At 69.4% G+C, this 25,966-nt stretch carries 25 protein-coding genes; 4 read left to right on the top strand and 21 right to left on the bottom strand.

Features of this window, described 5'->3' with window-relative positions:
• Window positions 1–44: 44 nt before the first annotated feature.
• Complete coding sequence (locus tag V4F39_RS00125; protein WP_332287190.1) at window positions 45–3,227, bottom strand: EAL domain-containing protein; 3,183 nt, start codon at window positions 3,225–3,227, stop codon at window positions 45–47.
• 56 nt (window positions 3,228–3,283) lie between these two features.
• The gene (locus V4F39_RS00120) at window positions 3,284–4,222 is read right to left on the bottom strand and encodes a LysR family transcriptional regulator (RefSeq protein WP_332287255.1); all 939 of its coding nucleotides are present in this window, start codon (window positions 4,220–4,222) and stop codon (window positions 3,284–3,286) included.
• Window positions 4,223–4,347: 125 nt separating this feature from the next.
• Here V4F39_RS00120 and V4F39_RS00115 point away from each other — a divergent pair, with 125 nt between their 5' ends.
• Window positions 4,348–5,121: a sulfite exporter TauE/SafE family protein gene (locus V4F39_RS00115; protein WP_332287189.1), complete on the top strand. Its 774-nt coding sequence runs from the start codon at window positions 4,348–4,350 to the stop codon at window positions 5,119–5,121.
• An 11-nt stretch (window positions 5,122–5,132) separates the two neighbouring features.
• Here the strand turns inward: V4F39_RS00115 and V4F39_RS00110 are convergent, their stop codons facing one another.
• Window positions 5,133–6,224: a porin gene (locus tag V4F39_RS00110; RefSeq protein ID WP_332287188.1), complete on the bottom strand. Its 1,092-nt coding sequence runs from the start codon at window positions 6,222–6,224 to the stop codon at window positions 5,133–5,135.
• Between the two features lie 189 nt (window positions 6,225–6,413).
• Here V4F39_RS00110 and xth point away from each other — a divergent pair, with 189 nt between their 5' ends.
• Window positions 6,414–7,178 (top strand): exodeoxyribonuclease III, encoded by a 765-nt coding sequence (gene xth, locus V4F39_RS00105; RefSeq protein WP_332287187.1) that lies wholly within the window; start codon window positions 6,414–6,416, stop codon window positions 7,176–7,178.
• Window positions 7,179–7,202: 24 nt separating this feature from the next.
• On the opposite strand, the gene V4F39_RS00100 is transcribed toward xth, so the two are convergent.
• The 11 genes from V4F39_RS00100 to V4F39_RS00050 all read right to left on the bottom strand — a co-directional run bounded on the left by V4F39_RS00100 (window position 7,203) and on the right by V4F39_RS00050 (window position 19,237).
• Window positions 7,203–8,750, bottom strand: coding sequence for a methyl-accepting chemotaxis protein (locus V4F39_RS00100; protein ID WP_332287186.1), 1,548 nt, complete (start codon window positions 8,748–8,750; stop codon window positions 7,203–7,205).
• Between the two features lie 101 nt (window positions 8,751–8,851).
• The gene (ntrC, locus tag V4F39_RS00095) at window positions 8,852–10,453 is read right to left on the bottom strand and encodes a nitrogen regulation protein NR(I) (protein WP_332287185.1); all 1,602 of its coding nucleotides are present in this window, start codon (window positions 10,451–10,453) and stop codon (window positions 8,852–8,854) included.
• 31 nt (window positions 10,454–10,484) lie between these two features.
• Window positions 10,485–11,567 carry a nitrogen regulation protein NR(II) gene (gene glnL, locus V4F39_RS00090; protein WP_332287184.1) on the bottom strand — a complete coding sequence of 361 codons (1,083 nt, stop codon included), beginning with the start codon at window positions 11,565–11,567 and terminating at the stop codon, window positions 10,485–10,487.
• Entirely contained in the window at window positions 11,564–12,073 is a 510-nt protein-coding gene (locus V4F39_RS00085) for a hypothetical protein (RefSeq protein WP_332287183.1), read from the bottom strand. The genes glnL and V4F39_RS00085 overlap by 4 nt, the downstream gene beginning before the upstream one ends.
• Window positions 12,074–12,183: 110 nt before the next feature.
• A complete protein-coding gene (gene glnA, locus V4F39_RS00080) occupies window positions 12,184–13,599 on the bottom strand; it encodes a type I glutamate--ammonia ligase (protein WP_332287182.1) in 1,416 nt (471 codons plus the stop codon).
• 219 nt (window positions 13,600–13,818) lie between these two features.
• Entirely contained in the window at window positions 13,819–14,613 is a 795-nt protein-coding gene (locus V4F39_RS00075; protein ID WP_332287181.1) for a competence/damage-inducible protein A, read from the bottom strand.
• A gap of 34 nt (window positions 14,614–14,647) precedes the next feature.
• The gene (locus V4F39_RS00070; RefSeq protein WP_332287180.1) at window positions 14,648–15,520 is read right to left on the bottom strand and encodes an EI24 domain-containing protein; all 873 of its coding nucleotides are present in this window, start codon (window positions 15,518–15,520) and stop codon (window positions 14,648–14,650) included.
• A 24-nt stretch (window positions 15,521–15,544) separates the two neighbouring features.
• Window positions 15,545–16,522 carry a sterol desaturase family protein gene (locus V4F39_RS00065; RefSeq protein WP_378235158.1) on the bottom strand — a complete coding sequence of 326 codons (978 nt, stop codon included), beginning with the start codon at window positions 16,520–16,522 and terminating at the stop codon, window positions 15,545–15,547.
• Between the two features lie 12 nt (window positions 16,523–16,534).
• Window positions 16,535–17,338: a polysaccharide deacetylase family protein gene (locus tag V4F39_RS00060; protein ID WP_332287178.1), complete on the bottom strand. Its 804-nt coding sequence runs from the start codon at window positions 17,336–17,338 to the stop codon at window positions 16,535–16,537.
• Window positions 17,322–18,299: a YncE family protein gene (locus tag V4F39_RS00055; protein WP_378235167.1), complete on the bottom strand. Its 978-nt coding sequence runs from the start codon at window positions 18,297–18,299 to the stop codon at window positions 17,322–17,324. Before V4F39_RS00055 ends, V4F39_RS00060 begins: the two co-directional genes overlap by 17 nt.
• 122 nt (window positions 18,300–18,421) lie before the next feature.
• On the bottom strand, window positions 18,422–19,237 hold the full coding sequence (locus V4F39_RS00050; RefSeq protein WP_332287177.1) for a TIGR00266 family protein: 816 nt from the start codon (window positions 19,235–19,237) through the stop codon (window positions 18,422–18,424).
• A gap of 78 nt (window positions 19,238–19,315) precedes the next feature.
• Here V4F39_RS00050 and V4F39_RS00045 point away from each other — a divergent pair, with 78 nt between their 5' ends.
• Window positions 19,316–20,128, top strand: coding sequence for an IclR family transcriptional regulator (locus V4F39_RS00045; protein WP_332287176.1), 813 nt, complete (start codon window positions 19,316–19,318; stop codon window positions 20,126–20,128).
• Between the two features lie 13 nt (window positions 20,129–20,141).
• On the opposite strand, the gene serC is transcribed toward V4F39_RS00045, so the two are convergent.
• On the bottom strand, window positions 20,142–21,224 hold the full coding sequence (serC, locus tag V4F39_RS00040; RefSeq protein WP_332287175.1) for a 3-phosphoserine/phosphohydroxythreonine transaminase: 1,083 nt from the start codon (window positions 21,222–21,224) through the stop codon (window positions 20,142–20,144).
• Between the two features lie 79 nt (window positions 21,225–21,303).
• Window positions 21,304–21,786, bottom strand: coding sequence for a universal stress protein (locus V4F39_RS00035; protein WP_332287174.1), 483 nt, complete (start codon window positions 21,784–21,786; stop codon window positions 21,304–21,306).
• Between the two features lie 91 nt (window positions 21,787–21,877).
• Between V4F39_RS00035 and V4F39_RS00030 the strand changes: the two genes are divergently transcribed.
• A complete protein-coding gene (locus V4F39_RS00030) occupies window positions 21,878–22,270 on the top strand; it encodes a DUF488 domain-containing protein (protein WP_332287173.1) in 393 nt (130 codons plus the stop codon).
• A gap of 26 nt (window positions 22,271–22,296) precedes the next feature.
• Here V4F39_RS00030 and V4F39_RS00025 read toward each other — a convergent pair whose 3' ends face one another.
• The 5 genes from V4F39_RS00025 to V4F39_RS00005 all read right to left on the bottom strand — a co-directional run bounded on the left by V4F39_RS00025 (window position 22,297) and on the right by V4F39_RS00005 (window position 25,468).
• On the bottom strand, window positions 22,297–23,025 hold the full coding sequence (locus tag V4F39_RS00025) for an SIR2 family NAD-dependent protein deacylase (protein ID WP_332287172.1): 729 nt from the start codon (window positions 23,023–23,025) through the stop codon (window positions 22,297–22,299).
• A 10-nt stretch (window positions 23,026–23,035) separates the two neighbouring features.
• On the bottom strand, window positions 23,036–23,779 hold the full coding sequence (gene rlmB / locus V4F39_RS00020) for a 23S rRNA (guanosine(2251)-2'-O)-methyltransferase RlmB (protein ID WP_332287171.1): 744 nt from the start codon (window positions 23,777–23,779) through the stop codon (window positions 23,036–23,038).
• Window positions 23,780–23,848: 69 nt separating this feature from the next.
• A complete protein-coding gene (locus V4F39_RS00015; protein ID WP_332287170.1) occupies window positions 23,849–24,271 on the bottom strand; it encodes a universal stress protein in 423 nt (140 codons plus the stop codon).
• A gap of 94 nt (window positions 24,272–24,365) precedes the next feature.
• On the bottom strand, window positions 24,366–24,980 hold the full coding sequence (locus V4F39_RS00010) for an RES family NAD+ phosphorylase (RefSeq protein ID WP_332287169.1): 615 nt from the start codon (window positions 24,978–24,980) through the stop codon (window positions 24,366–24,368).
• Window positions 24,981–25,042: 62 nt separating this feature from the next.
• On the bottom strand, window positions 25,043–25,468 hold the full coding sequence (locus tag V4F39_RS00005; RefSeq protein ID WP_332287253.1) for an MbcA/ParS/Xre antitoxin family protein: 426 nt from the start codon (window positions 25,466–25,468) through the stop codon (window positions 25,043–25,045).
• Window positions 25,469–25,966: the final 498 nt, after the last annotated feature.

Genomic DNA, 25,966 nt, shown 5'->3' with positions numbered 1-25,966 from the left:
GGCCCAGGTTCCGGCCGCGCACTGGTGCACCGGTTGCCCCGGCCTCACGCCACCTGCCGCACCCCCTGCGCCAGCCAAGCCTGCAGCGCCTCGGGCCGCATCGGGCGGCCGTACAAAAAGCCCTGCAGCTCGTCGCAGCCCGCGGCGCGCAGCGCGGCGCCCTCGGCCGGCACCTCGACGCCTTCGGCCACCACCTGCAGCTTCAGCGTGCGGCCCAGGCCGATGATGGCCTGCGTGATGGCGCGTGCGTTCGGGTCGTTGAGCATCTCGTGCACGAACGAGCGGTCGATCTTCAGCTTGTTGATCGGGAAGCGGTTCAGGTAGTTGAGGCTCGAATAGCCGGTGCCGAAGTCGTCGATCACCAGCCCGACGCCGAGCCGGCGTATGGCCTGCATCGTCTGCAGCGTGCTTTCCGCGTGGTCCATCAGCATCGACTCGGTCAGCTCCAGCTCCAGCATGCCGGGCTCGACGGCGTGGCGCTGCAGGCTCGTCGAGAGCGTGTCGAGCAGCTTCGGATCCTGCAGCTGCAGCGCCGAGAGGTTGATCGACACGTTCAGCGGCGGCAGGCCCTGCGCGCGCCAGCGCGCGATCTGCGCGCAGGCCTGCTCGATGACCCAGGCGCCCAGCGGCACGACGAAGCCGTTCTCCTCCGCGATGGGCACGAACACCGACGGGCTCATCGGCCCGAGCTCCGCGCTGTCCCAGCGCAGCAGCCCCTCCACGCCCACCGGCCGGCCGGTGCGCGCATCGATGCGCGGCTGGTAGGCCAGGTGCAGCTCGCCGGCATCGATGGCCTTGCGAAGCGCCGCCTCCGTGCGGCGGCGCTGCTGCGCCCGCTCGGTCATCTCGGCGGCAAAGAAGGCGCTGGTGTTGCGGCCACTGGCCTTGGCCTGGTACATGGCCGTGTCGGCATGGCGCATCAGGGTGTCGAGGTCGGTGGTGTCGTCGGGCGCCAGCGCGATGCCCACGCTGCACGAGACGTGCAGCTCCGCGCCCTCCACCAGGTGCGGCTGGCGGATGCGCGGGATCAGCCGCTGCTCCACCACGTGCACCACTTCGTCGACGCTGTCGACGCCGTTGAGCACGACGACGAACTCGTCGCCGCCCAGGCGGCTCACGGTGTCGCCCACGCGCACCGATTCCACCAGCCGCCGCGCGACCGAGCGCAGCAGCCCGTCGCCGATGTGGTGGCCCAGCGTGTCGTTGATGTCCTTGAAGCGGTCGAGGTCGATGAAGAGCACCGCCACCTTCTGACCGGTGCGCCCGGCCTGCTGCAGCGCCAGGCGCAGCCGCTCGGTGCACAGCGAGCGGTTGGGCAGCTCGGTCAGCACGTCGTGGTGGGCGAGGAACTGGATGCGCTCCTCGCTCTTCTTGCGGTCGGCGATGTCGATCGAGGTGAAGATGTAGTGCGTCACGTCGCCGCGCGCGCCCGGGCCTTCGCGCACCGGGCTCACCATCATCCACGCCGGGTACTCGCTGCCGTCGCGCCGGCGCACCGTCAGCTCGCCCTGCCAGGTGCCGCGGCGCGCGACGCTGGACCACATCGACTCGACGAACGCCTCGCCCGCCTCGCCGCCGAGCATCAGCATCGGCCGCTCGCCGACGACGTCCTGCAGGTCGTAGCCGGTGGCCTTGTGGAAGGCCAGGTTGGCGGACAGGATGCGGCGGTTCGCGTCGACGATCAGGATGGCCTCGGTCGAGGCCTCGAACACCTTGGCCCACAGCTCCAGCCGGCGTTTCATCTGCTTCAGGTGGTTGATCGGCGAGAAGACCGTGATCACCGCATCGCGGCCCTGGTACTGCACGCGCCGGGCGCTGAGCACGGCCCAGGTCGGCTCGCCGGTGCCGAGCCAGCGCACCTCGAACTCATTGACCGCGTCGCGGTCGGCCAGTTGCTGGAAGAAGTGCGCCCGCACCGCCGGCTCCAGCCCGACGGCCCACGGGTCGGTGCGCCGGCCGTCGAGCCAGCCCTCGGCCGGCGGGTTGGCGTGCAGCACCTCGTGGCCGGGGATGGAGGTGACCATCAGCGGGATCGGGGTCGACTCGACCAGCGCGCGCTGCGCCTCGGCGGCGCGGGCGCTGGCCGCCAGCTCCTGCTGCACCGCGCGCTCGCGGTCGAGCTGCGCCAGCATGTCGTTGAAGGCCAGCACCATGCGGCCGATCTCGTCCTGGCTCTGCCAGGAAGCGCGCAAGGTGTGGTCGCCGGTGCGCCGCACCTCGTCGGCCACGCCCGCCAGCCGCCGCAGCGGCGTCGCGATCTGCTGAGCCACCACGTACACCAGCGACAGGATCGCCAACAGCAGCACCAGCGCGGTGCCCAGGTGCAGCCACATGCGCATGTACAGGCCGTCGATCCGGGTCGCGAGCAACCGCTCCAGTTCCTGCGCGCCCAGCCGCCAGGCGGCGTGCAGCTCGTCGAGCAAGTGGGCCTGCGCGGTATGCATGGCGCGCAGGCGGTCGCCGGTGGCGCCGTCGTCGATGTAGGCGCGCGCCGCGCGGCGCAGCCCCTCGATGGCCGACGCCAGCCGCGCCTGCGCCGGATCGAGCGCGGCGCGCAGCTGCGGGCCCGAGGCGGCCACGGCCTCGCCCTGGTCGGACGCGATGCCCTGCGCCACCGCGTCGAGCTGGCCTTCGAGCACCAGGTACTGCGTGCGCAGCAGCTCGGGCGGCCGCCGGTCGTCCGGCCGCAGGTGGGTGCCGATGCGGTCGAGCACCGCCAGCAGCTCGGGGTAGCGCAGCAGCACCAGCGACATGCTGTAGTAGCTGTCGAGGTCGGGATCGAGGATCAGGTTCGACTGGTTGCCCACGCGCGTCACCAGCGCGCGGCCCTGGTCGAGCGCCAGCGAGAGCGACGCCGGCGACGGGTGCGGGCCCAGCGCGTCGAGCGCCTGCGCGAAGCCCTTGGCCAGCTCCTCGCTGCGCATGCCCTGGCCATGGAGGCGTTCGGCGTCCTCCGCGGTGCGCGCCTGCGAGGTCCAGTCGGCCGCAGCTGGCGGCGCGGCCGACGGGCCGATGCCCGCGCGTGCCAGGTCGACCAGCACGTCGCTGGCCGCGCCGATGTACGCGATGCCCGCCTCTTCCTTGCGCGCGAAGTCGATCGCGATGAACTTCTCGTTGATGAGGATGCCGCTGATGTAGATGACGGCCGAGAGATCGAGCAGGTAGATCAGCAGCAGCTTGCGGCCCACGGACAGGCGTGTGAGAAAACGGGCGAACGTGCGCAGCATCGATGTCCTTGGAACTGCTGGGAATCCGGGGCCGCGCAACGCGCTGCAAGCGAAGGTTACGGCATGTCGACCTGCAACTTGAGGCGGGCTGCGGCAAGCCCGGGCGGCGCGTCCGCCGCGAGCAGGTGCCGCACCATCTGCTGCACATGCGCCGGCAGCGCATCGAGCCGGCGCACGCACACCACGAGGCTGCGCCGCGCCCAGGCATCCGTCAGCGCCACACGCCGGATGCCGGCCGACCGGCCGCACCGCAGCGCCACCGCCTTCGGCACGATGCCGATGCCGATGCCGGCCCCGACCAGTCGGCACACCGACTCGACGCTGCGCAGCCGGATGCGGTAGTTCAGCCGCCGGCCCAGCCGCCGCGCGTGCTGCGCCAGGTGCTCCTGCAGCGCACTGCCCTCGGCCAGGCCGACGAACTCCTCGCCCACGATGTCGGCCAGGGCCACGGCATCGCGCCCGGCCAGCGGGTGCGCGCGCGGCACCACGACCACCAGCGGATCGGGGCGGAACCGCAGCGTCTGCAGGCCCGCCAGGTCGACCGAATCGGCCACGATGCCGATGTCGCAGGCGTCGCTGCGCACCGCATCGGCGATCTCCGTGCTGGTCCGTTCCTCCAGGTCGACGGAGATGCCCGGATGGGCCGCGAGAAAGCTGCCCAGTACCTGCGGCAGGTGCTCGCTCAGCGCCGAGGTGTTGCACAACAGGCGCACGTGGCCCTTGACGCCGGCGCCGTAGTCGCCGAGCTCGCCGTGCAGCCGCTCCATCTGCTGCAGCACCAGCCGCGCGTGGTGCACCAGCGTGCGGCCCGCCGGGGTGCATTGCACGCCACGCCGCTCGCGCTGCAGCAGCGCCACGCCCAGCGCCGCCTCCATGCCGCGGATGCGCTCGCTCGCCGAGGCCAGCGTCATGTGGCTGGCCTCGGCGCCGCCCGTGATCGTGCCGGCGGTGTGCACGTGCAGGAAGAGCCGCAGGTCTGTCAGGTCGAAGCGCATCAGGCCCATGCTGCCACAGGCAGGTTCAGGCACGGCCTGAGGCTTGGTCAGCCACTTCCGAATTGGCGGCCGCGCCGGTGCTCCCCAGAATCGGCCCTGTTCCCTCCACCCGGCCGCCGCACACCATGTCACTGCTGGACACGCTCACCGCCCCCCACGCCCTGCTGCCGCTGTTCACGATCGGCGTGTTCGTGCTGGCCGGCATCGTCAAGGGCGTCGTCGGCCTCGGGCTGCCGACGGTCGCGATGGCCCTGCTGGCGCTCGTGATGCCGCCGGCGGAAGCGGCCGCGCTGCTGGTCGTGCCGTCGCTGGCCACCAACGTCTGGCAGCTCCGCCCCTGGGCCACGCTCGGGCCGGTGCTTCGCCGCCTCGCGCCGATGCAGGCCGGCGTGTGCGCCGGCACGCTCGCTGGCGCCTGGGCGCTGGGCGCCCCCGCGGGGGCGTGGGCGACGGTGTCGCTGGGCCTGGCGCTCATCGGGTACGCGGCATGGAGCCTGATGGGCGCCAGGCTGGCCGTGCCTGCGCACGCCGAGCGGCCGCTGGGCGTGTTGGCCGGCGCCGCCACCGGTCTGGTGACCGCGGCCACCGGCGTGTTCGTGATCCCGGCCGTGCCCTACCTGCAGGCGCTGGGGCTGCAGCGCGACGGGCTGATCCAGGCGATGGGCCTCTCCTTCACCGTCTCCACCCTCGCGCTGGCCCTCGGGCTCGCCATGAACGGCCAGTACACCGGTGCGGTGTTCGGCACCTCGGCCCTGCTGTTGCTGCCGGCGCTGGCCGGGATGGCGCTCGGGCAGCTGCTGCGCGAGACGCTGCCGCCCGCGCTCTTCAAGCGCTGCTTCCTGGGCAGCCTGGTGCTGCTCGGCACGCACATGGTTGTGCGCGAGTGGATCGTGCGCTGAAAGCGCCGCGGTCAGAAGCTGTGCCGGATGCCGGCCGCGACGCCGCTCTGCGACAGACCCGCTCCCACCGTGCCGCCGGCGCTCAGCGAGACGGCGGACCCCTCGCCGTTGCGGATGCGGCCCGCCATCGCATAGATCGTCGTGCGCTTGGAGAACGCGTAGCTGCCGCGCACGGCCAGCAGCGTCGCGTCGGCGTCGCTGCCGGCCACGTCGAGGCGGCTGAGCTGCGCATCCACCACGACCGCCGGCATCACGGCGTACGACACGCCGAGGTGCCACAGGTTGGACTTGAGGTCGGCGGCGGCATCGCGATGGCGGCGCTGCACGCCCGCCGCGATCTTGGCGCCGCCCCAGCGGACGTAGCCGTTCAGCACGGTGCGGCGATCGCGGAAGGCCGGGTCGCCCATGCCGAGCAGCGCGCCTGTGCCGCCGTTCATCACGTCGTGGCTGAACGCGGCGCCGGCGCTGGCGCCGTCGTACTTGAGCAGCACCGTCCACTGCCGGCAGGCCCGGCCGCCGCCCGCACCCTCGCCGGCGCAGTTCGTCGCCGCCGGGCCGCCGCCGGCCGCCGTGTCGCGCCCGAGGCTGTAGGTGCCGCCGACGGTGAAGGCGCCGAAGTTGCCGAGGTAGCCGATGGCGTTGTCGCTGCGTGCGTTGGGGATGTACGGATCGAGCGACGCATTGGAGTAGAGGTTGCCGCCGAGGGTCTCGTTGCCATGGGCGAGGAAGGTCATGTTGGCCAGCCGCCCGGCGGTCAGCGTGCCCCAGGGGCCGGCCAGCCCCACGTAGGCGAAGCGGCCGAAGAAGCGGCCGCCGTTGTTGAGCGTGCCGGCATCGGGGGCCAGGCCGCTCTCGAGGCCGAACACGGCCCTCATGCCGCCGCCCAGGTCCTCCACGCCGCGGAAGCCCAGGCGCGAAGGCACGCTGCCGGTGAGGTTGGGCATGCGCTTGACCGAGTCGCCCGCGGCGTTGACGTTCGTCAGGTACTCCACGCTCTGGTCGAGGATGCCGTAGACCGTGACGCCCTGGGCGTGGGCGGCGGGCGCTGTGCCGGCGCACACGACCGCGACGGCGGCGGCAGCAAAGGGTACGGACCGGTGCATGGGCATCTCCTTGAGGTTTGATTAGTTCATATTTGAACTATTTATGTGGCAACTATAAATGCCAGCAATGAACAGGGCGCCCGAACAAACCCGCATTTCTGTGCGTTGCCGGCTGCCATTGCGCCCCGCGTTCCGCGTGTGGTCAGATGCGGTGCTCAAGCACGACCGGAGCAGCCGCTCGCAGAAGACATGAAACTCGCCACCTGGAACGTCAACTCCCTCGCCGTGCGCCTGCCGCAGTTGCTGGACTGGCTCGCCGTCCACCAGCCCGACGCCGTGGTGCTGCAGGAAACCAAGCTCACCGACGACAAGTTTCCCCATGCCGTGCTGACGGAAGCGGGCTACCACCCGCAGTGGTTCGGGCAGAAGACCTACAACGGCGTGGCCCTGCTCTCGCGCGAGCCCGCGCAGGACATCGCCAAGAACATCGTGGGGGTGGAGGACGAGCAGGCCCGGCTGATCGCCGGCACCGTCGGCGGCGTGCGCGTGATCGGCGGCTACTTCCCCAACGGGCAGGCGCCCGACAGCGACAAGTTCGTCTACAAGATGCGCTGGCTCGACGGCCTGCGCGCCTGGGTCGCCTCGGAACTGGCGCGCCATCCGCAGCTCGTGCTGATGGGCGACTTCAACATCGCGCCGGAAGACCGCGACGTCTACGACCCGGTCGCCTGGGCCGGCCAGATCCACTGCACGCCCGAGGAGCGCGCGCACTTCCGCGAGCTGCTGGCCCTGGGGCTGCATGATGCCTTCAGGCTCTTCGAGCAACCGCCCAAGAGCTGGAGCTGGTGGGACTACCGCAACCTGGCGTTCCGCAAGAACCAGGGGCTGCGCATCGACCACATCCTCGTCAGCGACGCGCTGAAGAGCCGCGTGACGGCCTGCACCATCGACAAGCCCACACGCAAGAACGAACGCCCGAGCGACCACGCGCCGGTGATCGTCGAGCTGAGCTGAACGGCGCCCGCCGGCGCCGCGGCGTCAGGCCGCCGTACGGAAGCGCGACACGGTGCCGGCCAGCTGCTCGGCCTGCGCCTTCAGGCTCTCTGCCGCGGCGGCCGATTGCTCGACCAGCGCCGCGTTCTGCTGCGTCATCTGGTCGAGCTGCGTGACCGCCGTGTTGACCTCGCCGATGCCCTGGCTCTGTTCGGCGGCCGAGGCGGTGATCTCGCCGATGATGTCGGCCACGCGCTGGACACTGGCCACGATCTCGCTCATCGTGCGGCCGGCATCGCCCACCAGCCGCGTGCCCGACTCCACCCGGTCGACGCTGGCGCCGATCAAACCCTTGATCTCCTTGGCGGCCTCGGCGCTGCGCTGCGCGAGGCTGCGCACCTCGCCGGCCACGACCGCGAAGCCGCGGCCCTGCTCGCCGGCGCGGGCGGCTTCCACCGCCGCGTTCAGCGCCAGGATGTTGGTCTGGAATGCGATGCCGTCGATGGTGCCGATGATGTCGGCGATCTTCTGCGAGCTGGCCTGGATGTCGCCCATGGTCGACACGACCTGCGTCACCACGTCGCCGCCGCGCTGCGCCACCTCCGCGGCCGAATGCGCGAGCTGGTTGGCCGTGGTGGCCGCATCGGCGCTCTGCCGCACGGTGCCGGTGAGCTGCTCCATCGAGCTGGCCGTCTGCTGCAGGTTGCTGGCCGTCTGCTCGGTGCGCATCGAGAGGTCGGCGTTGCCGCTGGCGATCTCCGACGAGGCATGCTGGATGCTGTCGGTCGACGAGCGCACGCTGCCCACCATGCCCGCCAGCGCGTCGTTCATGTGGCGCAGGGCCTTCATCAGCGCGCCGATCTCGTCGCCGCGCGTGCTGTCGATGCGCCGGGTCAGGTCACCCTCGGCAATGGCGTGCGCGGTGCGCACGGCCTCGTCGAGCGGACGCTGGATCGAGCGCACCAGCAGCGCCGCCGCACCGCCACCCAGGAGCAGCATCAGCACCCCGGCCACGGCGCCCAGCAGCACGATGCGCTGGCGCGCCGCACCCGCGTCGGCCGCCGCCTGTTCGCTCTTGCGGCGCTGGAGCTGCGCGAAGTCGTCGATGCTGGCCAGGTAGGCGCGCACCGAGGGCTCGTACTGCGACTTCAGCAGCACGGCCACCTCCTCGCGGTTGCCCGCCGCGCCCGCTTCGCGGGTCTTGGCGCTCGCGGCCAGCAGCGCCTTGCCGTTGGCGGCGATCACCGCGGACAGCTCCTTGTCCTGCGGCGTCTGCGCCTTCTTCATCACCTCCTCGCGCAGCTTGGCGATGACGGGCGCATCGTTGGCGAGGTTCTGCTTGAAGAGATCGCCGACGGCCGTGTCAGCGCTGACCGCGGAGGCCATGCTGCGCGTGACGGCGGTCTCGGTGAGGCCCTTCCACCGCGTGGTCTGCTCGACCAGGCCGTGGCTCTCGGCCTGCGCGGCCAGCGCCGCGTCGCTGACGGCCATGGCCCGGTGCAGGGTGAGGCCGGCGGCGCCGACCATCACCAGTTGCAGCGCAGCGATCACACCCCACAACTTGCCGGAAAGGCGCAAGTTCTCGAACTTCATGGCAGGCCCCTTGCAATTCGGAAGAGAAGGCGTCCTGGTCCAGGACACTTTCCTTCTGGTTTCGGCCTGCCGGCCGGGGCCTTGAGGAAGCCCGGCGCTTCTCAGTCGTCCAGGCCCAGTTCCTGGATCTTGCGGGTGATCGTGTTGCGGCCGATGCCCAGCTTGTGCGCCGCCTCGATGCGGCGGCCCCGGGTGATGTCGAGCGCGGTGTGGATGAGCTGGCCCTCGAACTGGCGCGTCAGCATGTCCCAGACCTCCGGCGAGCCGGCTTCCAGCAGCTGCCGGGCCTCGCGCTCCAGGTCGGCGAGCCAGGCGCGCGAGGCCCCGGCAGGCGCTGGCGCGGCCACCGCCGGTGCGCCGCCGAGCGCGTTCGGCGGGAACGCCGGCATCGGCGCCGGCGCATACGGCGCCGGATCGAACGACGGCGTCCCCACGCCCGCCGGGGTGGCCATCGGCAACGGCAGCTCGGCCGGCGGCAGCGACGTGGGTACCGGCGGCGCTTCCCCGGCGATGGCCGGTGCCGGCGCGGCGGACAGCGGGATCGATGCCGGCATCGCCAGCAGCTCGGGCGGCAGGTCCTTGGCCTCGACCACCTGCGCCGGCGCCATCACCGTCAGCCAGTGGCAGACGTTCTCGAGCTGGCGCACGTTGCCGGGGAAGTCGAAGCCCATCAGCCGTTCGAGCGCCGCATCGGTGATGCGCTTGGCCTCGACGCCCAGCTCCTTGGCGCTCTTCTGCAGGAAGAAGCGGGTCAGCGCGGGGATGTCCTCGCGGCGCTCGCGCAGCGCGGGCAGGCGCAGCCGGATCACGTTGAGGCGGTGGAACAGGTCTTCGCGGAACACGCCCTGCTTGACGCGCTCCTCGAGGTTCTGGTGCGTCGCGGCGATCACGCGCACGTTGCTCTTGAGCGGCTGATGCCCGCCGACGCGGTAGAACTGGCCGTCGGACAGCACACGCAGCAGGCGCGTCTGCAGGTCGAACGGCATGTCGCCAATTTCGTCGAGGAAGAGCGTGCCGCCGTCGGCCTGCTCGAAGCGGCCGCGTCGCATGGTCTGCGCGCCGGTGAAGGCGCCGCGCTCGTGGCCGAACAGCTCGCTTTCCAGCAGGTCCTTCGGGATCGCCGCGGTGTTGATGGCCACGAACGGGCCATTGCCGCGCGGGCTGTGTTTGTGCAAAGCACGCGCCACCAGCTCCTTGCCCGAGCCGCTTTCGCCAGTGATCATCACCGTGACGTTGCTCTGGGAGAGCCGGCCGATGGCGCGGAACACGTCCTGCATCGCCGGCGCCTGGCCGAGCATCTCGGGCATCTCGGCCTGGCGGTCGTCGAGCACCGCCTCGCGCATGCTCTCGTCGACCGCGCGGCGGATCAGCTCCACCGCCTTGGGCACGTCGAAGGGCTTGGGCAGGTACTCGAATGCGCCGCCCTGGAAGGCCGAGACGGCGCTGTCCAGGTCGGAGTAGGCGGTCATGATGATGACCGGCAGGCCCGGGTGGCGCGCCTTCACGCGCGAGAGCAGCTCGATGCCCGAGCCCCCCGGCATGCGGATGTCGCTCACCAGCACCTGGGGCGCTTCTTCGTCGAGGGCGCTCAACACGTCGCGCGGGTTGGAGAAGCTCCGCACCGCGAACTGCTCGCGGGCCAGGGCTTTCTCGAGGACGAACCGGATGGATTGGTCGTCGTCGACGATCCAGATGGGTTTCATGCGCGCAGGGTGACTTTCTAGGGCGTTGTGATCACGGCAGCGGGATCACGATCTTGAACACCGTCCGGCCCGGAACGCTGTCGCATTCGATCGTGCCCTGGTGTTGCTGCACGAACGTCTGCGCCAGCGTGAGCCCCAAGCCCGACCCGCCATCGCGACCCGATACCAGCGGGTAGAAGATGCGATCGCTGATCGACTCGGGGACTCCCGGGCCGTTGTCTTCGATATGCAATTCAAGTGCCAGCCGGAAGCGCGTCTTGCCGATCGTGAGCTGGCGCGCGATCCGGGTGCGGAACCAGAGGCGGGCATCGCCCGCGGCGATGCGCTCGTTGAGCGCCTGCGCGGCGTTGTGCGCGATGTTGAGCACCGCCTGGATCAACTGCTCGCGGTCGCCTCGGAACTCGGGGATCGAGATGTCGTAATCGCGCTCGATCGTCAGCCCGCGCGGGAATTCGGCGGTGATCAGCGCCCTCACCCGCTCGCACACCTCGTGGATGTTGACGTCGCCCACCACGTGCGGCCGCCGGTGCGGCGCCAGCAGCCGGTCGACCAGCGCCTGCAGGCGGTCGGCCTCCTGCACGATCACCTGCGTGTATTCGGTCAACTCCTTCGATTCGAGCTCCATCTCCAGCAGCTGCGCCGCGCCGCGGATGCCGCCCAGCGGGTTCTTGATCTCGTGGGCGAGGTTGCGGATCAGCTCCTTGTTCGCCTTGACCTGGCCGAGCGTGCGCTCCTCGCGGTCGTGGCGCGTCTGCTGCTCGATCTCGATCACCTCGACCAGCACGCGGTCGCTTTCGCCATCGATCTGGTTGACGATCACGTGCACCGGCATCGGCTCCAGGTGCACGTTGGGCTGGCGCCGCAGCGCCGCCTCGAAGCGGCCGGTGGCGTAGTCGTTGCGCGCCACGGCCACCAGGGCGTCGCGCAGCTGCTGCGGCTCGATGAAGCAGTCGAGCAGCGATCCGCGCTGCAGCGTGCGGCGCGAAAGCCCCATCACCTGCTCGAAGCTGGCGTTGGCGAACAGGCATTCGCCCGTCGGCCGGGCGATGGCGATCATCGTGGCCAGCAGGTCGAAGGTGTCGAAGTGCCCCGCGGGCGTGGCGGCATGCTTCATGACGGCAGGCGCGAGAGCTCGCGCTTGATGGCCTCGATGTCGCCCTCCTTGCGCTGGATGGCGGTCTTCAGGTCGTTGACCCGGTCGAGGTAGCGCTGGTAGTTGCGCTCGTCGCCCCGGCGTTCGGGCTCGCCGTTGTTGTATTCCTGCTTCATCGCCACCAGGCGCTCCTGCTCCCGCCTGAGTTCGGCCTCGAGGATGCGCCGGGCATCGGCATCGCGGGCGCGTTGCTCGGTGGGGTCGACACGCGCCTCACCGGGCCGCTGCCCGGCGCCGTTGCCGGACGGCGCGGGCGACGAGGCCACCGGCCTGGGCTTGGGCGTCTGCACGACCGTCACCGGCGCGTTGTCGATGGTCCGGCAGCCGCGGTCACGCGCTTCCTGCGGCGACATCGCATCGGTGTAGAGCACCGGCGGCCCCGGGCAGCGGTAGACGACGGCGGACTGCGCCCACGCCCCGCCGCTGCATGCCAGCAGCGCCCCCATCAGCCAGCGACACCCATTCATGCACCGATCTCCCAATGACCTGGAGAGCCATTGTGTCGCAGCGACATGACCCCTTCCCCCAACTAAAAAGGGACGGCCATGGCCGTCCCTCGTGTTGCAAGCCCGCAGGCTTACAGGCTGTAGTACATGTCGAACTCGATCGGGTGCGTGGTCATGCGGAAGCGCTGCACTTCCTGCATCTTCAGCTCGATGTAGGCGTCGATGTACGAATCGGTGAACACGCCGCCCTTGGTCAGGAACTCACGGTCCTTGTCGAGGTACTCGAGCGCCTGGTCGAGGCTGTGGCACACGGTCGGGATCAGCTTGTCCTCTTCCGGCGGCAGGTGGTAGAGGTCCTTCGAGGCGGCTTCGCCCGGATGGATCTTGTTCTCCACGCCGTCGAGGCCCGCCATCAGCAGCGCCGAGAAGGCCAGGTACGGGTTGGCCATGGGATCCGGGAAGCGCGCCTCGATGCGGCGGCCCTTCGGGTTGGCGACGAACGGGATGCGGATCGAGGCCGAGCGGTTCTTGGCCGAGTAGGCCAGCTTCACCGGGGCTTCGAAGCCGGGCACCAGGCGCTTGTAGCTGTTGGTGGTCGGGTTGGTGATCGCGTTCAGGGCACGGCCGTGCTTGATGATGCCGCCGATGTAGTACAGCGCGAACTCCGACAGGCCCGCGTAGCCGTCGCCGGCAAACAGGTTCTTGCCGTCCTTCCAGACCGACTGGTGCACGTGCATGCCCGAGCCGTTGTCGCCGACGATGGGCTTGGGCATGAAGGTCAGCGTCTTGCCGTAGCTGCGCGCCACGTTCTGCATGACGTACTTCTGCAGCTGGCACCAGTCGGCGCGCTGCAGCAGCGTGCTGAACTTCGTGCCCAGCTCCATCTGGCCGGCGTTGGCCACCTCGTGGTGGTGCACCTCGACCGGGATGCCCAGCGATTCGAGGATCAGGCTCATCTCCGAGCGCAGGTCCTGGCCCGAATCGACCGGCGGGGTCGGGAAGTAGCCGCCCTTGACGGTGGGGCGGTAGCCGGAGTTGCCGTGCTCGTAGTCCTTGCCGGTGTTCCAGGCGCCCTCTTCCGCTTCGATCTTGACGAAGCAGCCGGACATGTCGACTTGCCAGCGCACGCTGTCGAAGACGAAGAACTCGGGTTCGGGGCCGAAGAAGGCGGTATCGCCCAGGCCGGACGACTTCAGGTACGCCTCGGCGCGCTTGGCCAGCGAACGCGGATCGCGCTCGTAGGCCTTGCCGTCGGCAGGCTCGAGCACGTCGCAGGTCATGATCAGCGTCGGCTCTTCGAAGAACGGGTCGATGTTGGCGGTATTCGGGTCCGGCATCAGCAGCATGTCGGATGCTTCGATGCCCTTCCAGCCGGCGATCGACGAGCCGTCGAAGGCGTGGCCGGCGGTGAACTTGTCTTCGTCGAAGTGAGAGATAGGAACCGAAACGTGCTGTTCCTTGCCGCGGGTGTCGGTGAAGCGGAAGTCAACGAACTTGACTTCGTTCTCCTTCACCATGGTCATCACGTCGGCGACAGTCTTTGCCATCAGGAATCTCCTAGCGGGCGCTGGTCTTGGGGTGGGTTTTTGAAGTACTAAACGGCAGATCGGAGCATCGAGCGACAGCATGAAAAACGCTGCCGAGCCCCAAAAAGGCGCGTTTTTAAATTAGCAGAAAGTGTGCCCGGGGCATCTTACCGGTTCGGGGCATGGGGGAACCACTTTGGTGCCACTTGATGCACCAAGTACGCGCCACCTCCGCTGGGATCAGCGCACCATCTCGGGGCCCAGGCGGATGGGCTCCGCCAGCAGCGCGGCCTTCAGACGCGCGTAGGCGAGCGGCACCGCCGCTGCGGGGCCCTTGACGCCCAACTCGATGTGCCGGCCCCACTGCGGATGGTCGACGCTGGGCAGGCTGAACACCTTGATCCCCGGGAACTCGCACTCGACGGCCTCCATCAGCGGCGTCAATGCCGCCTCCATCGCACCGAACACGATGACCGACTGCTCGACCGTGCGGTGGCTGCCGTGCAGGGTGGCATAGCGGCCATCGAGCAGCCCTTCGATCATCGGGTGCGCCATCACCGGAAACCCCGGCACGAAGTGCACTTCGCCGACGCTGAAGCCCGGGATCTTGTTGTAGGGATTGGGAATGATCTGCGCGCCCTCGGGGAAGACGCCCATGTTCAGCCGGTGCACGTTGTCGGCACGGTCGGGCTCGAACGGCTGGCCCTGCTCCGCAGCGATGTCACGCATCCGCTCGACGATGAGCTCACGCGCCTGCGGATGCAGCACCAGCGGCACGCCCCGCGCGGCGGCGGCGGCCTGGCGGGTGTGGTCGTCGGGCGTGGCGCCGATGCCGCCGCAGCTGAACACCGCATCGCCGCTGGCCATCGCATCGCGCAGGGTCTGGGTGATGCGCTCGCGGTCGTCGCCCACGTAGCGGGCCCAGGCGAGCGAGAGGCCACGCGCGTTCAGCAGTTCGATGACCTTGGGCAGGTGCTTGTCCTGGCGTTTGCCGGACAGGATCTCGTCGCCGATGATGATGAGGCCGAAGTGCATGCGGAATCTCCAGGGCAATGTCGAGGCGGCGCGTTCAGGCCGGCGGCAACGCCGGCGGCTCGGCAGCCGGCGCAGGGACGGGCACGGGCCCGGCCGATGGCGGCGCCGCGCCGGCCTGCACCCGAAGGCGCTGCAGCGCCGCCAGCGCATAGTGCGCGAACCACAGCGACGAGAACGCGAAGACCAGCGTGTACAGCCACACCGACACGACGATGAGCAGGGGCGCGAAGATCAGCGTGACCGCGCTCATCGCCCACAGCAGCGAAGGCGCCGCGCCGAGGTAGCCGCTGACCACGCCCATGGCGAGCAGCGGCCAGCGGTGCTGGCGCAGCAGGGTCTCGCGCTCGCCGCGGCTGGCGTGGTCGGCGAGCACGTCGAAGGCCATCACCCGGTAGGTGAGCCAGCCCCAGACCAGCGGCGGGATCACCAGCACGAGCGGGGGGATCAACCACAGCGGAACGCTCGCGGCGAGCACCAGCAGCGCGAGCAGCGTGTAGCCCAGCGACCACATCACCGAGGTCAGCAGCCCCGCGCCCCGCTTGCGCTCCAGGGTGGGGAAGCGCCGGCGCGCGACGAGCGAGACCAGCGCGGGCGTCATCATCACCGCCACCATCAGCAGCGACAGCAGCACGATCACCGGCACCGCCAGCGCCACCACCACCAGCGGCGCCAGCACGGCGCGGAAGCCCTCGGCGCCCATGGAGTCCAGCCACTGCAGGAACGCGGAGATCAGCAGCCAGCCCTCAAGCGTGGCACGCACGCCATCGACGGCCGCCTCCCAGAAGAACCAGCCCGCGGCCAGCGTGAGGCCGCCCGCCACCAGCAGCGGCAGCACCGACAGCGCGATGACGCGCGGGTGCAGGCAGTAGGCGCTGGCGCGCCAAAAGGCATCGATCAGGTCTCTCATCCTGCCCTTCGTCGGGATGCGGGCTCAGCCGCGGGAAGCCAGGCGCTTCAGGCCCAGCCACTGCTGCGACCAGAAGCCGCGGCCGTAGTCGCGCCCGCCGTGCTCGGGCAGCTGGTCGCGGATGCCGGTGGGCTCGTCGCGGCCATCGAACCGGGCCGTGCGGAACAGCAGGTCCCACACCGGGAACAGCACGGCGAAGTTGTGGCCGCCCAGCGTGCCGGGGCCGTCCGACTCATGGCCCACACCGATGCGGTGGTGCAGCCGGTGGAACCGGGGGCTCACCAGCAGCCGGTCGCCGAAGCGGCCGAAGGCCATCCGCACGTTGGTGTGCGACAGGCTCTCGAGCAGCTGGGTGATCGCGACGATCGCGACGAACTGGCCCGGCGCGATGCCGACGAGCAGCCCGACGATCACCAGCACGCTGTCGTGGATCACGTCGTCCAGCAGGTGGTTGCGGTTGTCGCTCCACAGCGTCATCTGGCGCTGGCTGTGGTGCACCGCATGCAGCTGCCACCACCAGCCGAAGCGGTGCTGCGCGCGGTGCAGCAGGTATTCGACGAAGTCGAACACCAGCAGGTACATCAGGAAGGAGACCCAGGCCACGTCGGTCACGCCGGGCCACAGGGCATCGAGGTGGAAGGTGGCCAGGCCCTGCAGCCGCAGCCAGCCGATCGCGTCATCCCACAGCGGCGTCAGCGTGAGGAACAGCGCCACGCGGAAGAGGCCCAGCCGGTGGACCAGCGTGTAAAGGATGTCGACGCGCACCGCGGCGCGGTCGGTCAGCGGCTCCACCGGGCGCCAGCGCTCCAGCCCGCGCAGCACGGTGGCCATGATCGCGATCTGGATCAGCCCGACGAGCAGCCAGCCGGTCGCGTCGTAGGCGTCCTCCAGCAGGTTGCCCAGGCCGAGCGCGAACATCGCCGGCTGCAGCAGCTGCTCGAAGAGCCATTGCTGGGCCGTGCCGAAGGCGTCTGCGAAGCGGTCGATGAGGGACGTGTTCATCTCCATGCGTTTTCAGCGCGCGCCGTACTGCGGGTGCTCCCGCAGCGTCGCGAAGCAGAAGCCGCGCCGCTGCAGGCCCGTGATCAACGGCTCCAGCACCGCGGGCGCCCACGGATCCTGCCGCGACCAGATGCCCAGGTGGGCCAGCAGGATGTCGCCCGGACGGATGCGCTGCAGCGCCTGGGCCAGCAGCTTGTCGTTAGGGTACTTGTCGCTCGGCAGTTCGTCGCCCAGGAAGCCCGCCGGCGACCAGCCGACGTGCGTGAAGCCGCAGGCCTTGGCGGCGGCCAGCAGCGCAGGCGAGGTGCGGCCGGCCGGCGCGCGGAACAGCGGCAGCATCGCCGCGCCGGTCATGGCCTGGAAACGCTCGGCCGGGCGGCGCAGCTCGGCGCAGTACTGCGCCGGCGTGAGCGTCAGCGTGCGGCCGGCCTGCGGCCCGGCCGTGGGGCGCAGCCGCATCGAGGTGCCGGTGTCGGCCTGCCAGACGAGGTGGTCCCAGGTGTGCGATCCGAAAGCATGGCCTTCGGCCGCCCGGGCCTTCCACCATGGGGCCCACTGGTCGTCGAGGCTGCCGCCGCCGGTCTGGGTGCGCTCGTTGGCGAGAAAGAAGGTGGCCTTGACCGCGTGGCGCTGCAGCACCTCGGCCACCAGCGGCGCGACGCCCATGTGGCCGGTGTCGAAGGTGAGGTAGACCGGCTGGCTGCAGCCGGCCGCACCGGCAGGCACGGCCGCAGCGGCGGCCGCTGCCAGCAACACCAGGCCGAGCGAGGCGCGCGGACCGAAGCGCGCGCGCCCGCGGCTACTGGCGGGGCGCATGGGCCAACGTCCACACCCCGTGCGGCGAGCGGCCGACGGGCACCTGGCGAACCACCTCGCGGCGGGTGGTGTCGATGAAGGTCAGCTTGCGTGCCCAGCGGGAACTGACGAGCAGCGTGCGGCCGTCGGCCAGCAGCTCCATGCAATCTGGTCCGCCCGGCGCGGCGAAGCTGTCGACGACGGCCAGCGCATGCGTGTCGATGAGGCTGATGGTGTTGGCCACGCGGTTGCTGACGAACACGTGCCGGCGGTCGCCCTTCGCGCGGAACGCATGGGCGCCGGCCGCGGTCTTGATGCGCTTGACGAGCTGCGGCTTGGCGCCGCTGACGTCGTAGCACTCGACGAACTGGTCGCCCGTCAAGGCCACCAGCAGCGTGCGGTCGTCGGCGGTGAGGAAGATGTCGGCGGGCATCTTGCCCACCGGGATCTTCCAGCGCGGCGCCTGCGTGGCCAGGTCGATCGCCATCAGCTCGTCGCTGTCCTGCATCGAGACGTAGACGACGGTGCTGCGGCTGTCGATCCAGAGGTGGCTGGGCGTGCGGCTGGCCGGGATGCGCTTGGCGAGCTGCAGCGGCTGCGCATCGGCCGGCCGCCAGCGGTAGAGGTCGACATGGTTGAGCCGGTTCGCCGCCGTGACGAACCACTTCATGTCGGGCGAGAAACGCAGGTGGTAGGGATCGATGATCTCGGTCACCGTGCGCTGCACGAGGCCGGTCAGGGGGTCGATGAACGTGAGCGAGTCGCTCAGTGCATTGGCCACCACGATCGACTTCTCGTCGGGCGTGAGGTAGAGGTGGTGCGGCTCCTTGCCCGTGGGCAGCCGGCGGATCTCGGTGAACGAGACCGGATCGATCACGCTGACGTTCGCGTCGAGCGAATTGAGCACGAAGATCGGCCCGGCGGCCCCCGCCGGCGCGGCCTGCGCGGGCCGGAATACCTGCAGGGCCGCGGCGGCCAGCACGCAGCGCCGGCTGAGCGGCACCGCCAACGAAGATTCTTTCAAGAGCGCACCAACCACGAACGGGCTGCCGTTGCCTAGCCCGCTAGTGTAGGTGGTGCCCGTGCTGGAAAGGCGTGAGGCGCCTACTCGTCGTCGCCGCCGCCGAGCACACCGCCCAGCAGCCCGCCCGCGGCGAGGCCGCCGAGCATCGAACCCTCCTCGCGCGAGCCACCGCGCTGCGGCGCCGCCGCGAAGATGCGCGAGGCCAGGCGCGACAGCGGCAGGCTCTGCAGCCAGATGGTGCCGGGGCCGGTCATCTTGGCGAAGAACAGGCCCTCGCCGCCGAACAGCGCCGTCTTGATCTTGCCGACGTACTGGATCTCGAAGCTCACGTTGGGCGTGTAGGCGACCACGCAGCCGGTGTCGACCAGCAGCGTCTGGCCGGGCTGCAGCTCGCGCTTGACAACGGTGCCGCCGGCATGCACGAAGGCGAGGCCGTCGCCGTCGAGCTTCTGCATGATGAAGCCCTCGCCGCCGAAGAAGCCGACGCTGAGCTTCTGCTGCAGCGCGATGCCGAGCGACACGCCCCGCGCGGCGCACAGGAAGGCGTCCTTCTGGCAGATCAGCGTGCCGCCGAGCTGGGACAGGTCCATCGGCAGGATCTTGCCCGGATAGGGCGACGCAAACGCCACCCGGCGCTTGGTGGCCGACTCGTTGGTGTAGATCGTCGTGAACAGGGACTCGCCGGTCACCAGCCGCTTGCCCGCGCCGAGCAGCTTGCCGAAGAAGCCGCCTTGGCCCTTGGAGCCGTCGCCGAACACCGTGTCCATGCCGATGCCGGCGTCCATGAACATCATGCTGCCGGCCTCGCCGATCGCGGCCTCGCCGGGGTCGAGCTCGACCTCGACATATTGCATCTCGGCGCCTCTGATTTCGTAGTCGACGACGTCCATCGCCATGGTGGGGCTCCTGTTTCTCGCAGTGGGTGGGTTGGGACGGGCGCGATGGTACCGAAGCCGCGCTGCCGATAATCGGGCATGTCCAGCCAGCCGCTTCCCTCGCCACCTGCCGCCGCCGAACGCCCGAAACCCGGCGACACCTACGTGCAGTCGTTCGCCCGCGGACTGGCGGTGATCCGCTCGTTCAGTGCCCAGGCGCCCATGCAGACGCTCACCGAGGTGGCCCACCGTACCGGCCTGACACGCGCCGGCGCGCGTCGGATCCTGCTCACGCTCGAGGGACTCGGCTACGTGGAGAGCCAGGGCCGGCAGTTCAGGCTCACGCCGAAAATCCTGGACCTGGGCTTTGCCTACCTGTCGTCGCTGCCGCTGTGGAACCTGGCCGAGCCGGTGATGGAAGCGCTGGTGGCGCAGGTGAAGGAGTCCTGCTCGGCCGCGGTGCTCGATGGCGCGGAGCTGGTCTACGTGCTGCGCGTGCCCACGCACAAGATCATGAGCATCAACCTGGGCATCGGCAGCCGGCTGCCCGCCTACTGCACGTCGATGGGCCGGGTGCTGCTGGCGGGCCTGCCGCCCGAGGAAGCACGGGCGCGGCTGGCCTCGCGGGAGCGCATCTCGTACACCTCGCGCACCGTGGTCGACATCGATGCGCTCGTCGCGCTGGTCGACACCGTGCGCGGCCAGGGCTGGTGCCTGGTGAACCAGGAGCTGGAGGAAGGCCTGGTGTCACTGGCGGCGCCGATCGTCGACCGGACCGGCCGCACGATCGCCGCGCTGAACATCAGCGGGCAACACAACCGCACGCCACCGGCGATGATGGTGGAGCAGTTCCTGCCCCGTCTGCTGCAGGCGTCGCGCGACATCGCCCGCCTGCTGCAGGTCAAGAAGTAGCCCGGCCGGCCGCTCAGCCGCGGGCAGCCTCGAATTCCTTCATGTAGGCCACCAGCGCCTGCACTGCCTCGACCGGCACCGCGTTGTAGATCGACGCGCGCATGCCGCCGACCACGCGGTGGCCCTTGAGCTGAACCATGCCGCGCGCCTCGGCGCCCTTGAGGAATTCGGCGTCGAGCTTCGGATCGGGCAGGCGGAACGGCACGTTCATGAGCGAACGGTCCTCCTTGGCGATCGGGCTCGTGTAGAAGCCGGTCGCGTCGAGGTAGTCGTACAGCACCGCGGCCTTCCTGCGGTTCAGCTCGGCCATGGCCGCCAGGCCCCCTTGCGCCTTGATCCACTTGAACACCAGCCCCGCGATGTAGATCGCGTACGTGGGCGGCGTGTTGATCATCGAGTCGTTGTCGGCCAGCACCCGGTAGTCGAAGACCGACGGCGTGATCGGCAGCGCCTGGCCGATGAGGTCGTCGCGCACGATCACGAGCGTGAGGCCCGCGGGGCCGATGTTCTTCTGCGCGCCACCGTAGATCAGCCCGAAGCGGCTCACGTCGACCGGCTTCGACAGGAAGTTCGACGACATGTCGGCCACCAGCGGGATGTCGCCGGTGTCAGGCGTCCAGTGGTATTCGACGCCGCCGATGGTCTCGTTGGCACAGATATGCACGTAGGCGGCGTTCGGGTCGATGTCCCAGGTGCTCTGCTTGGGCACGTGGGTGTACTGGCTGGCCTCGGCCGTGGCCGCCACGCGCACGGTGCAGTACTTCTGCGCCTCTTCGATCGACTTCTTCGACCACTCGCCGGTGTGCACGTAGTCGGCGCTGGTGCGGCCGCGCAGCAGGTTCATCGGGATGATGGCGTTCTGGCCGATCGCCCCGCCCTGCAGGAACAGCACCTTGTAGTTCGAGGGGATCTGCAGCAGCTCGACGAGCAGCGCCTTCGTCTCGGCCAGGATGCCCATGAACTCCTTGCCGCGGTGGCTCATCTCCATGACGGACATGCCCGAGCCGTGCCAGTCGAGCATCTCGGCCGCGGCCTCGCGCAGCACCGGTTCGGGAAGCGCCGCGGGACCGGCGCTGAAGTTGAAAACGCGTGTCATGGAAACAGGCTCCGGGGGAAATGTCGGCTCGTCGGGAAACCCCGCAGGATACCCGCTCGGCCCCGCGCCGCCCGCCGGCCTACTCCTCGGCGGCGCCCTCGTCCAGCGCAGCCGGCGGCGGGGGCTCCTCGAGCGACGGGTGCTTGACGATCGTGACTGGCACGTTGGCACGGCTCAGCACCGCCTGCGTCACCGAGCCCAGCAGCGCCTCGCTCAGCGCACCATGGCCGAAGCTGCCCATGACGATGGCGTCGCAGCCTTCGCGCTCGGCCACGTCCACCAGCGAAGTGGCCGGATCGCCGGTCGCGACCTCGATCTCGTACCCGTACCCTGCTGCATCCAGCAGCGCCTGCGCGCCTTGCAGCGCATGCTCGCCGGCCTCCCGCGCCGCAGCGGCGCGGGCCTCCGGGTCGCGCAGCATCAGCACTTCGTACAAGTGCGTGGGCTCCTGCACGTTGACCAGGAGGAAGCTCGCCTGCAGGCCGGCGCCCGCCAGGCGCAACACGTGGCGCACGGCGTCGAGCGACAGGTCCGATCCATCGATGGGCAGAAGGATGCGCATGGTTCGTTCACTCCGGAAAAGTCGTGGCCAGCCCGATGTTGCCACTGCTTGCGCAGCGCTAAAGTGGTCCATCGACTTCATTTCACCGGACATGGCACTGCGCATCGTTCGACTCGGCACGCCCCGCGCACCCGGCGAAGGCCTGCGCCTCGGTACGGTGCGGCGGCCGCCGCGCGGCGTGCCCAAGGCCGAGTTCGCATCACGCGACTACTACGACCTGTGGCTGCCGCTGTTGTCGCCCAGCCCGGAGCTGATGCGCGACGGCCAGGCTGCGGCCGATGCCAAGGCGTGGGCCGATTTCACACGCCGCTTCAAGCGCCAACTGGCCACGCCCGAGGCCTCGCAGCTGCTCGACCTGCTGGCGGCGATGTCGATGCGAACGAACCTCGCGCTGGGCTGCTATTGCGAGGACGAGGCGCGCTGCCACCGCTCGGTGCTGCGTGCGTTGCTCGTGGAACGCGGCGCGGCCATCGAGGCGGGCTGATGCCCCCGCGCCGACCTACACCGCCGCTACCGCATCAACAACTTCGGCAGCAGCTCGGCGGCCGGGCCCGCCAGGTGCTCGTGCGCATCTCCGTCGATCTCCGTGGCGGCCGGGTTGATGATCACCACATGCGCCCCGCTACGGCGTGCAGCCGCCGCCAGTCCCGCCGCCGGCCACACGACGCCGGAGGTGCCGACCACGAGCATCACGGCGCATGCCTGTGCGGCCTGCTCGGCCGCCTGCCAGGCACCGTGCGGCAGTGATTCACCGAACCAGACCACGCCGGGGCGCACGAGGTTGCCGCACAGAGCGCAGCGGGGCGGCCGGCCGGGAACGGCCTGCGCCAGATCGCACGCAGGGGCGTGGCGGCTCGGCGACAGCCACTGATCCTGCAGGATGTCGCCGTGCAGCCGGATCGTGCCGAGCAGGCCCGCACGCTGGTGCAGGTCGTCGACGTTCTGGGTGATCACGGTCAATACCCCCGGGCGGCGCCGCGCAAAGTCGGCCAGCGCCACATGGCCTGCGTGCGGCTGTGCGCGGCGCACACCCTCCCTGCGCTGCGCGTACCAGTCCCACACCAGGCGCGGGTCGGCGCGGAAGCCTTCCTCGCTGGCAAGCTGCATGGGGTCGAACCGCGCCCACAGGCCGCTCTGCGCGTCGCGGAACGTGGGAATGCCGCTCTCCGCGCTCATGCCGGCGCCCGTCAGCACACAGACACGGGCAGCCTGCGCAACGCGCGCCTGCAAGGCGGCCACGCGGGCCGCGTCAGCGTCGGCGGCCACCGCGCTGGCGAAGCGCCTCGTAGAGGCAGACGCCGGAGGCCACCGACACGTTGAGGCTCTCCACCGCGCCCTGCATCGGGATGCGCACCAGTTCATCGCAGGTCTTGCGCGTGAGCTGCCGCATGCCCGGGCCTTCCGCACCGAGCACCAGCGCCACAGGCCCGCTGAAATCCGCCTCGTACAACGAGCGAGGCGCGTCGTCGCTGGTGCCGATGACACGCAACCCCCTGTCCTTCAGCTCGTTGAGCGTCCGGGCGAGGTTGGTCACCATCAGGTACGGCACCGTCTCCGCAGCGCCGCTGGCCACCTTGGCAACGGTGGCATTGAGCCCCACCGCATGGTCACGCGGCGCAACGACGGCATGCGCGCCGGCACCGTCCGCCACACGCAGGCATGCGCCCAGGTTGTGCGGGTCGGTCACGCCATCGAGCACGAGGACCAAAGGGGGGCCTTCGACCTCGTCGAGCACATCGTCCAGGCTGTGTGCCTGAGGCAGCGGCGTGACGCGCGCCACCACTCCCTGGTGCCGGTGCGTGCCCACCATGCGGGACAGCCGCTCGTCGTCGCTGTCCAGCAGCTTGGCGCCCGCCTCCTTGGCACGCTCGACGAACTGCCGCATGCGTGCATCGCGACGAGTGGCGTCGACGTGGATCTCCGCGATGGAAGACGGTGCCGTCTTCAACCGCACCGTGACGGCATGGAAGCCGAATAGAACCTTGGAACTCATGCGCCCATGGTACGGCGTCGGCCACCGCCCTCACCGGCAGTGGCAACTCCCGCGAACGGCGGGCGCCGATCAACGAACGATGAGGACCGGCACCTTGGTCAAGCTCAGCACCTTGGAAGTCACGGAACCGAGTACCAACTTGGCGAAGGAGCCGTGGCCGTGCGAGCCCATGATCAGCAGGTCGAAATCCCCCTTGTCGGCTACCTCCGCGATCGTGGTTGCCGTCGAACCGATCTTGGACTCGAACGTCGCAGGGGCTGCCTGCTGCTCAAAGAACTTGCGAATGGGGTCCAGCACCTCGGCAGCCTGGTCGCGGTAATAGCTTTCGCACGCCTCGCGCCCCACGGCAGAAGCTGCATGCGGCGGCAGCGGCGTCTCGACGTGAAGCACGGTGTATTCGTGCTGCTTGCCCAGCCATTCATCATGGGCCGCGAGATAGCCCAGCATGCGCTTCGTGAACGGGCTGCCGTCGACGGGAATCAGGATCTTCAAGGCCTTCTCCTGGAGTGTGCTGGATGGAAACAGACCGAGTATGCACGCCATTGGTTCCGACACCTTGCGATGCATCAATCGGGGAGCCGGGGTCTCAGTCGGAGGTTTCCAGCTTCTCGTAGACGTCGGTGAAGCGAGTGCCATCCCACGCGTAGAGCAGCACGGCGGCATGGATGCAGTTCCGCGCCGCGCGTGGCTTGAAGAGGCCTACGCAGTACCCGCCGGCATGCCGCACGCTCCGGTAGACGACCCCTGCCGAATCCGACGCGCGCAGCTGCTTGCCCAATGCTTGGGCCGCCGCGTAGTCGTTCGGGTCATAGACTTGCGAAGCGACCGCTCCTTCGGGGCGCAGGTCGTGCAAGCGTGCATCGACGGCCACGTGGTACAGCCGCATCGGCAGGTGCATCGGTCCTTGTTGGGTAGCGGCCAGGAAACGGCCATGGTGATAGCTGGTTTCCGCCACCGCGACAGCCCGGTCGGCAGCAGCGTAGAACACGCCAAAAGTACCGTCCGAAAAACGGCTTCCCAAGGGATTGAGGTGGGTGAAGGCCGCCATGATGGGCCCGGTGCCCGGACCGAAGATTCGCTCGTCTGGCGGCACCAGTTCGATCTGGCCCACCTCATCGCGCACCCGATCGTTGGTCATGGACTCCAGCGCGTACAACGCCTCGAAGTCCGACGGGTCGGCAACCCGGTCGAAGAGGTACACGGAGGGGTGACGCGTCGGAACGATCCGGCAGGCCTGTGCCCAACGGACACGGCGCACCACGGTCACGACCAGCCACCGCCGCGCACGGCGTCAAGATACTGCCGAACCACGCCGAGGTCGCTCATGTTGCCAGCGAGCATGCGCTCCAATGCGCTGCGTCCGCCAAACGGGGTTGCCGAGTTAGGCTGCCGTATCCAACGATCGGCGGCGACCGTGTCGGGCAGCAGGATCTGCAGTGACTTGTAGATCCCGAGCAAGTTCGAAAGCCGCTCCAGCGTATCGCGGGAGAGGTGGGCCTTGTCCGGCTGCTTTCGCCAAGCAAAGAAAGTCGATCGCGCCGGACCGCCCAACAACGTCAGTTGCTCATCAATCGACAGCTCCCACTGCGCAGCAATGCGCTCGAAGGCGCGCAGTCCGGCTGCTGCCATGCGTTGCTCTGACACGCCGACGGCGTGGTCGTCTGTGCGCGGAAGCGGTAGTGCAGTCATAGCGGCAGATCCAATAATGGATTCATTCACCATCTTAGTCCAAATTTGAATTTTGGACCAGCTACCGGCATCATCCGGCACAGCCCCTCACTCGAGCTCCCTCGTTTTGAACGATAGGCTCGGCTGCCGGATCGGTTCATCCTCGCAACCGTCGTTTCAGCGGGAGTTAGGTGATGGCCTTGATTCGCTGCCGCGAATGCGGCGAGGTGGTGAGTTCTCTGGTGTCAGCCTGCCCAACTTGTCGTTCTGCCATGCCCGATCGCTCCCGATCGCTGGATGAGACACGGCTACGAAGGGCATCTTCGGCAACTCGTCCCACGAGTCCGCCGACATCCATGACTCGCGTGTCAAGTTTCCCCACCAAGGGATAAGCAAAGCGACGCCTTGGTGCTGGCTGGAGCCAGCCAAAGCCCGATCCCCAAAAGGCGAAGCCCCTGCTCAAGGAGATGAGCAGGGGCTTTGCGGGGTAAATAGCCTGACGATGTCCTACTTTCACAC

It is taken from the genome of Aquincola agrisoli (assembly GCF_036621135.1).
GTDB classification, from domain to species: Bacteria; Pseudomonadota; Gammaproteobacteria; order Burkholderiales; family Burkholderiaceae_C; genus Aquincola; species Aquincola agrisoli.
The sequence above is the reverse complement of the archived record's forward strand: the minus strand, read 5'-3'. Positions and strand labels throughout refer to the sequence as shown.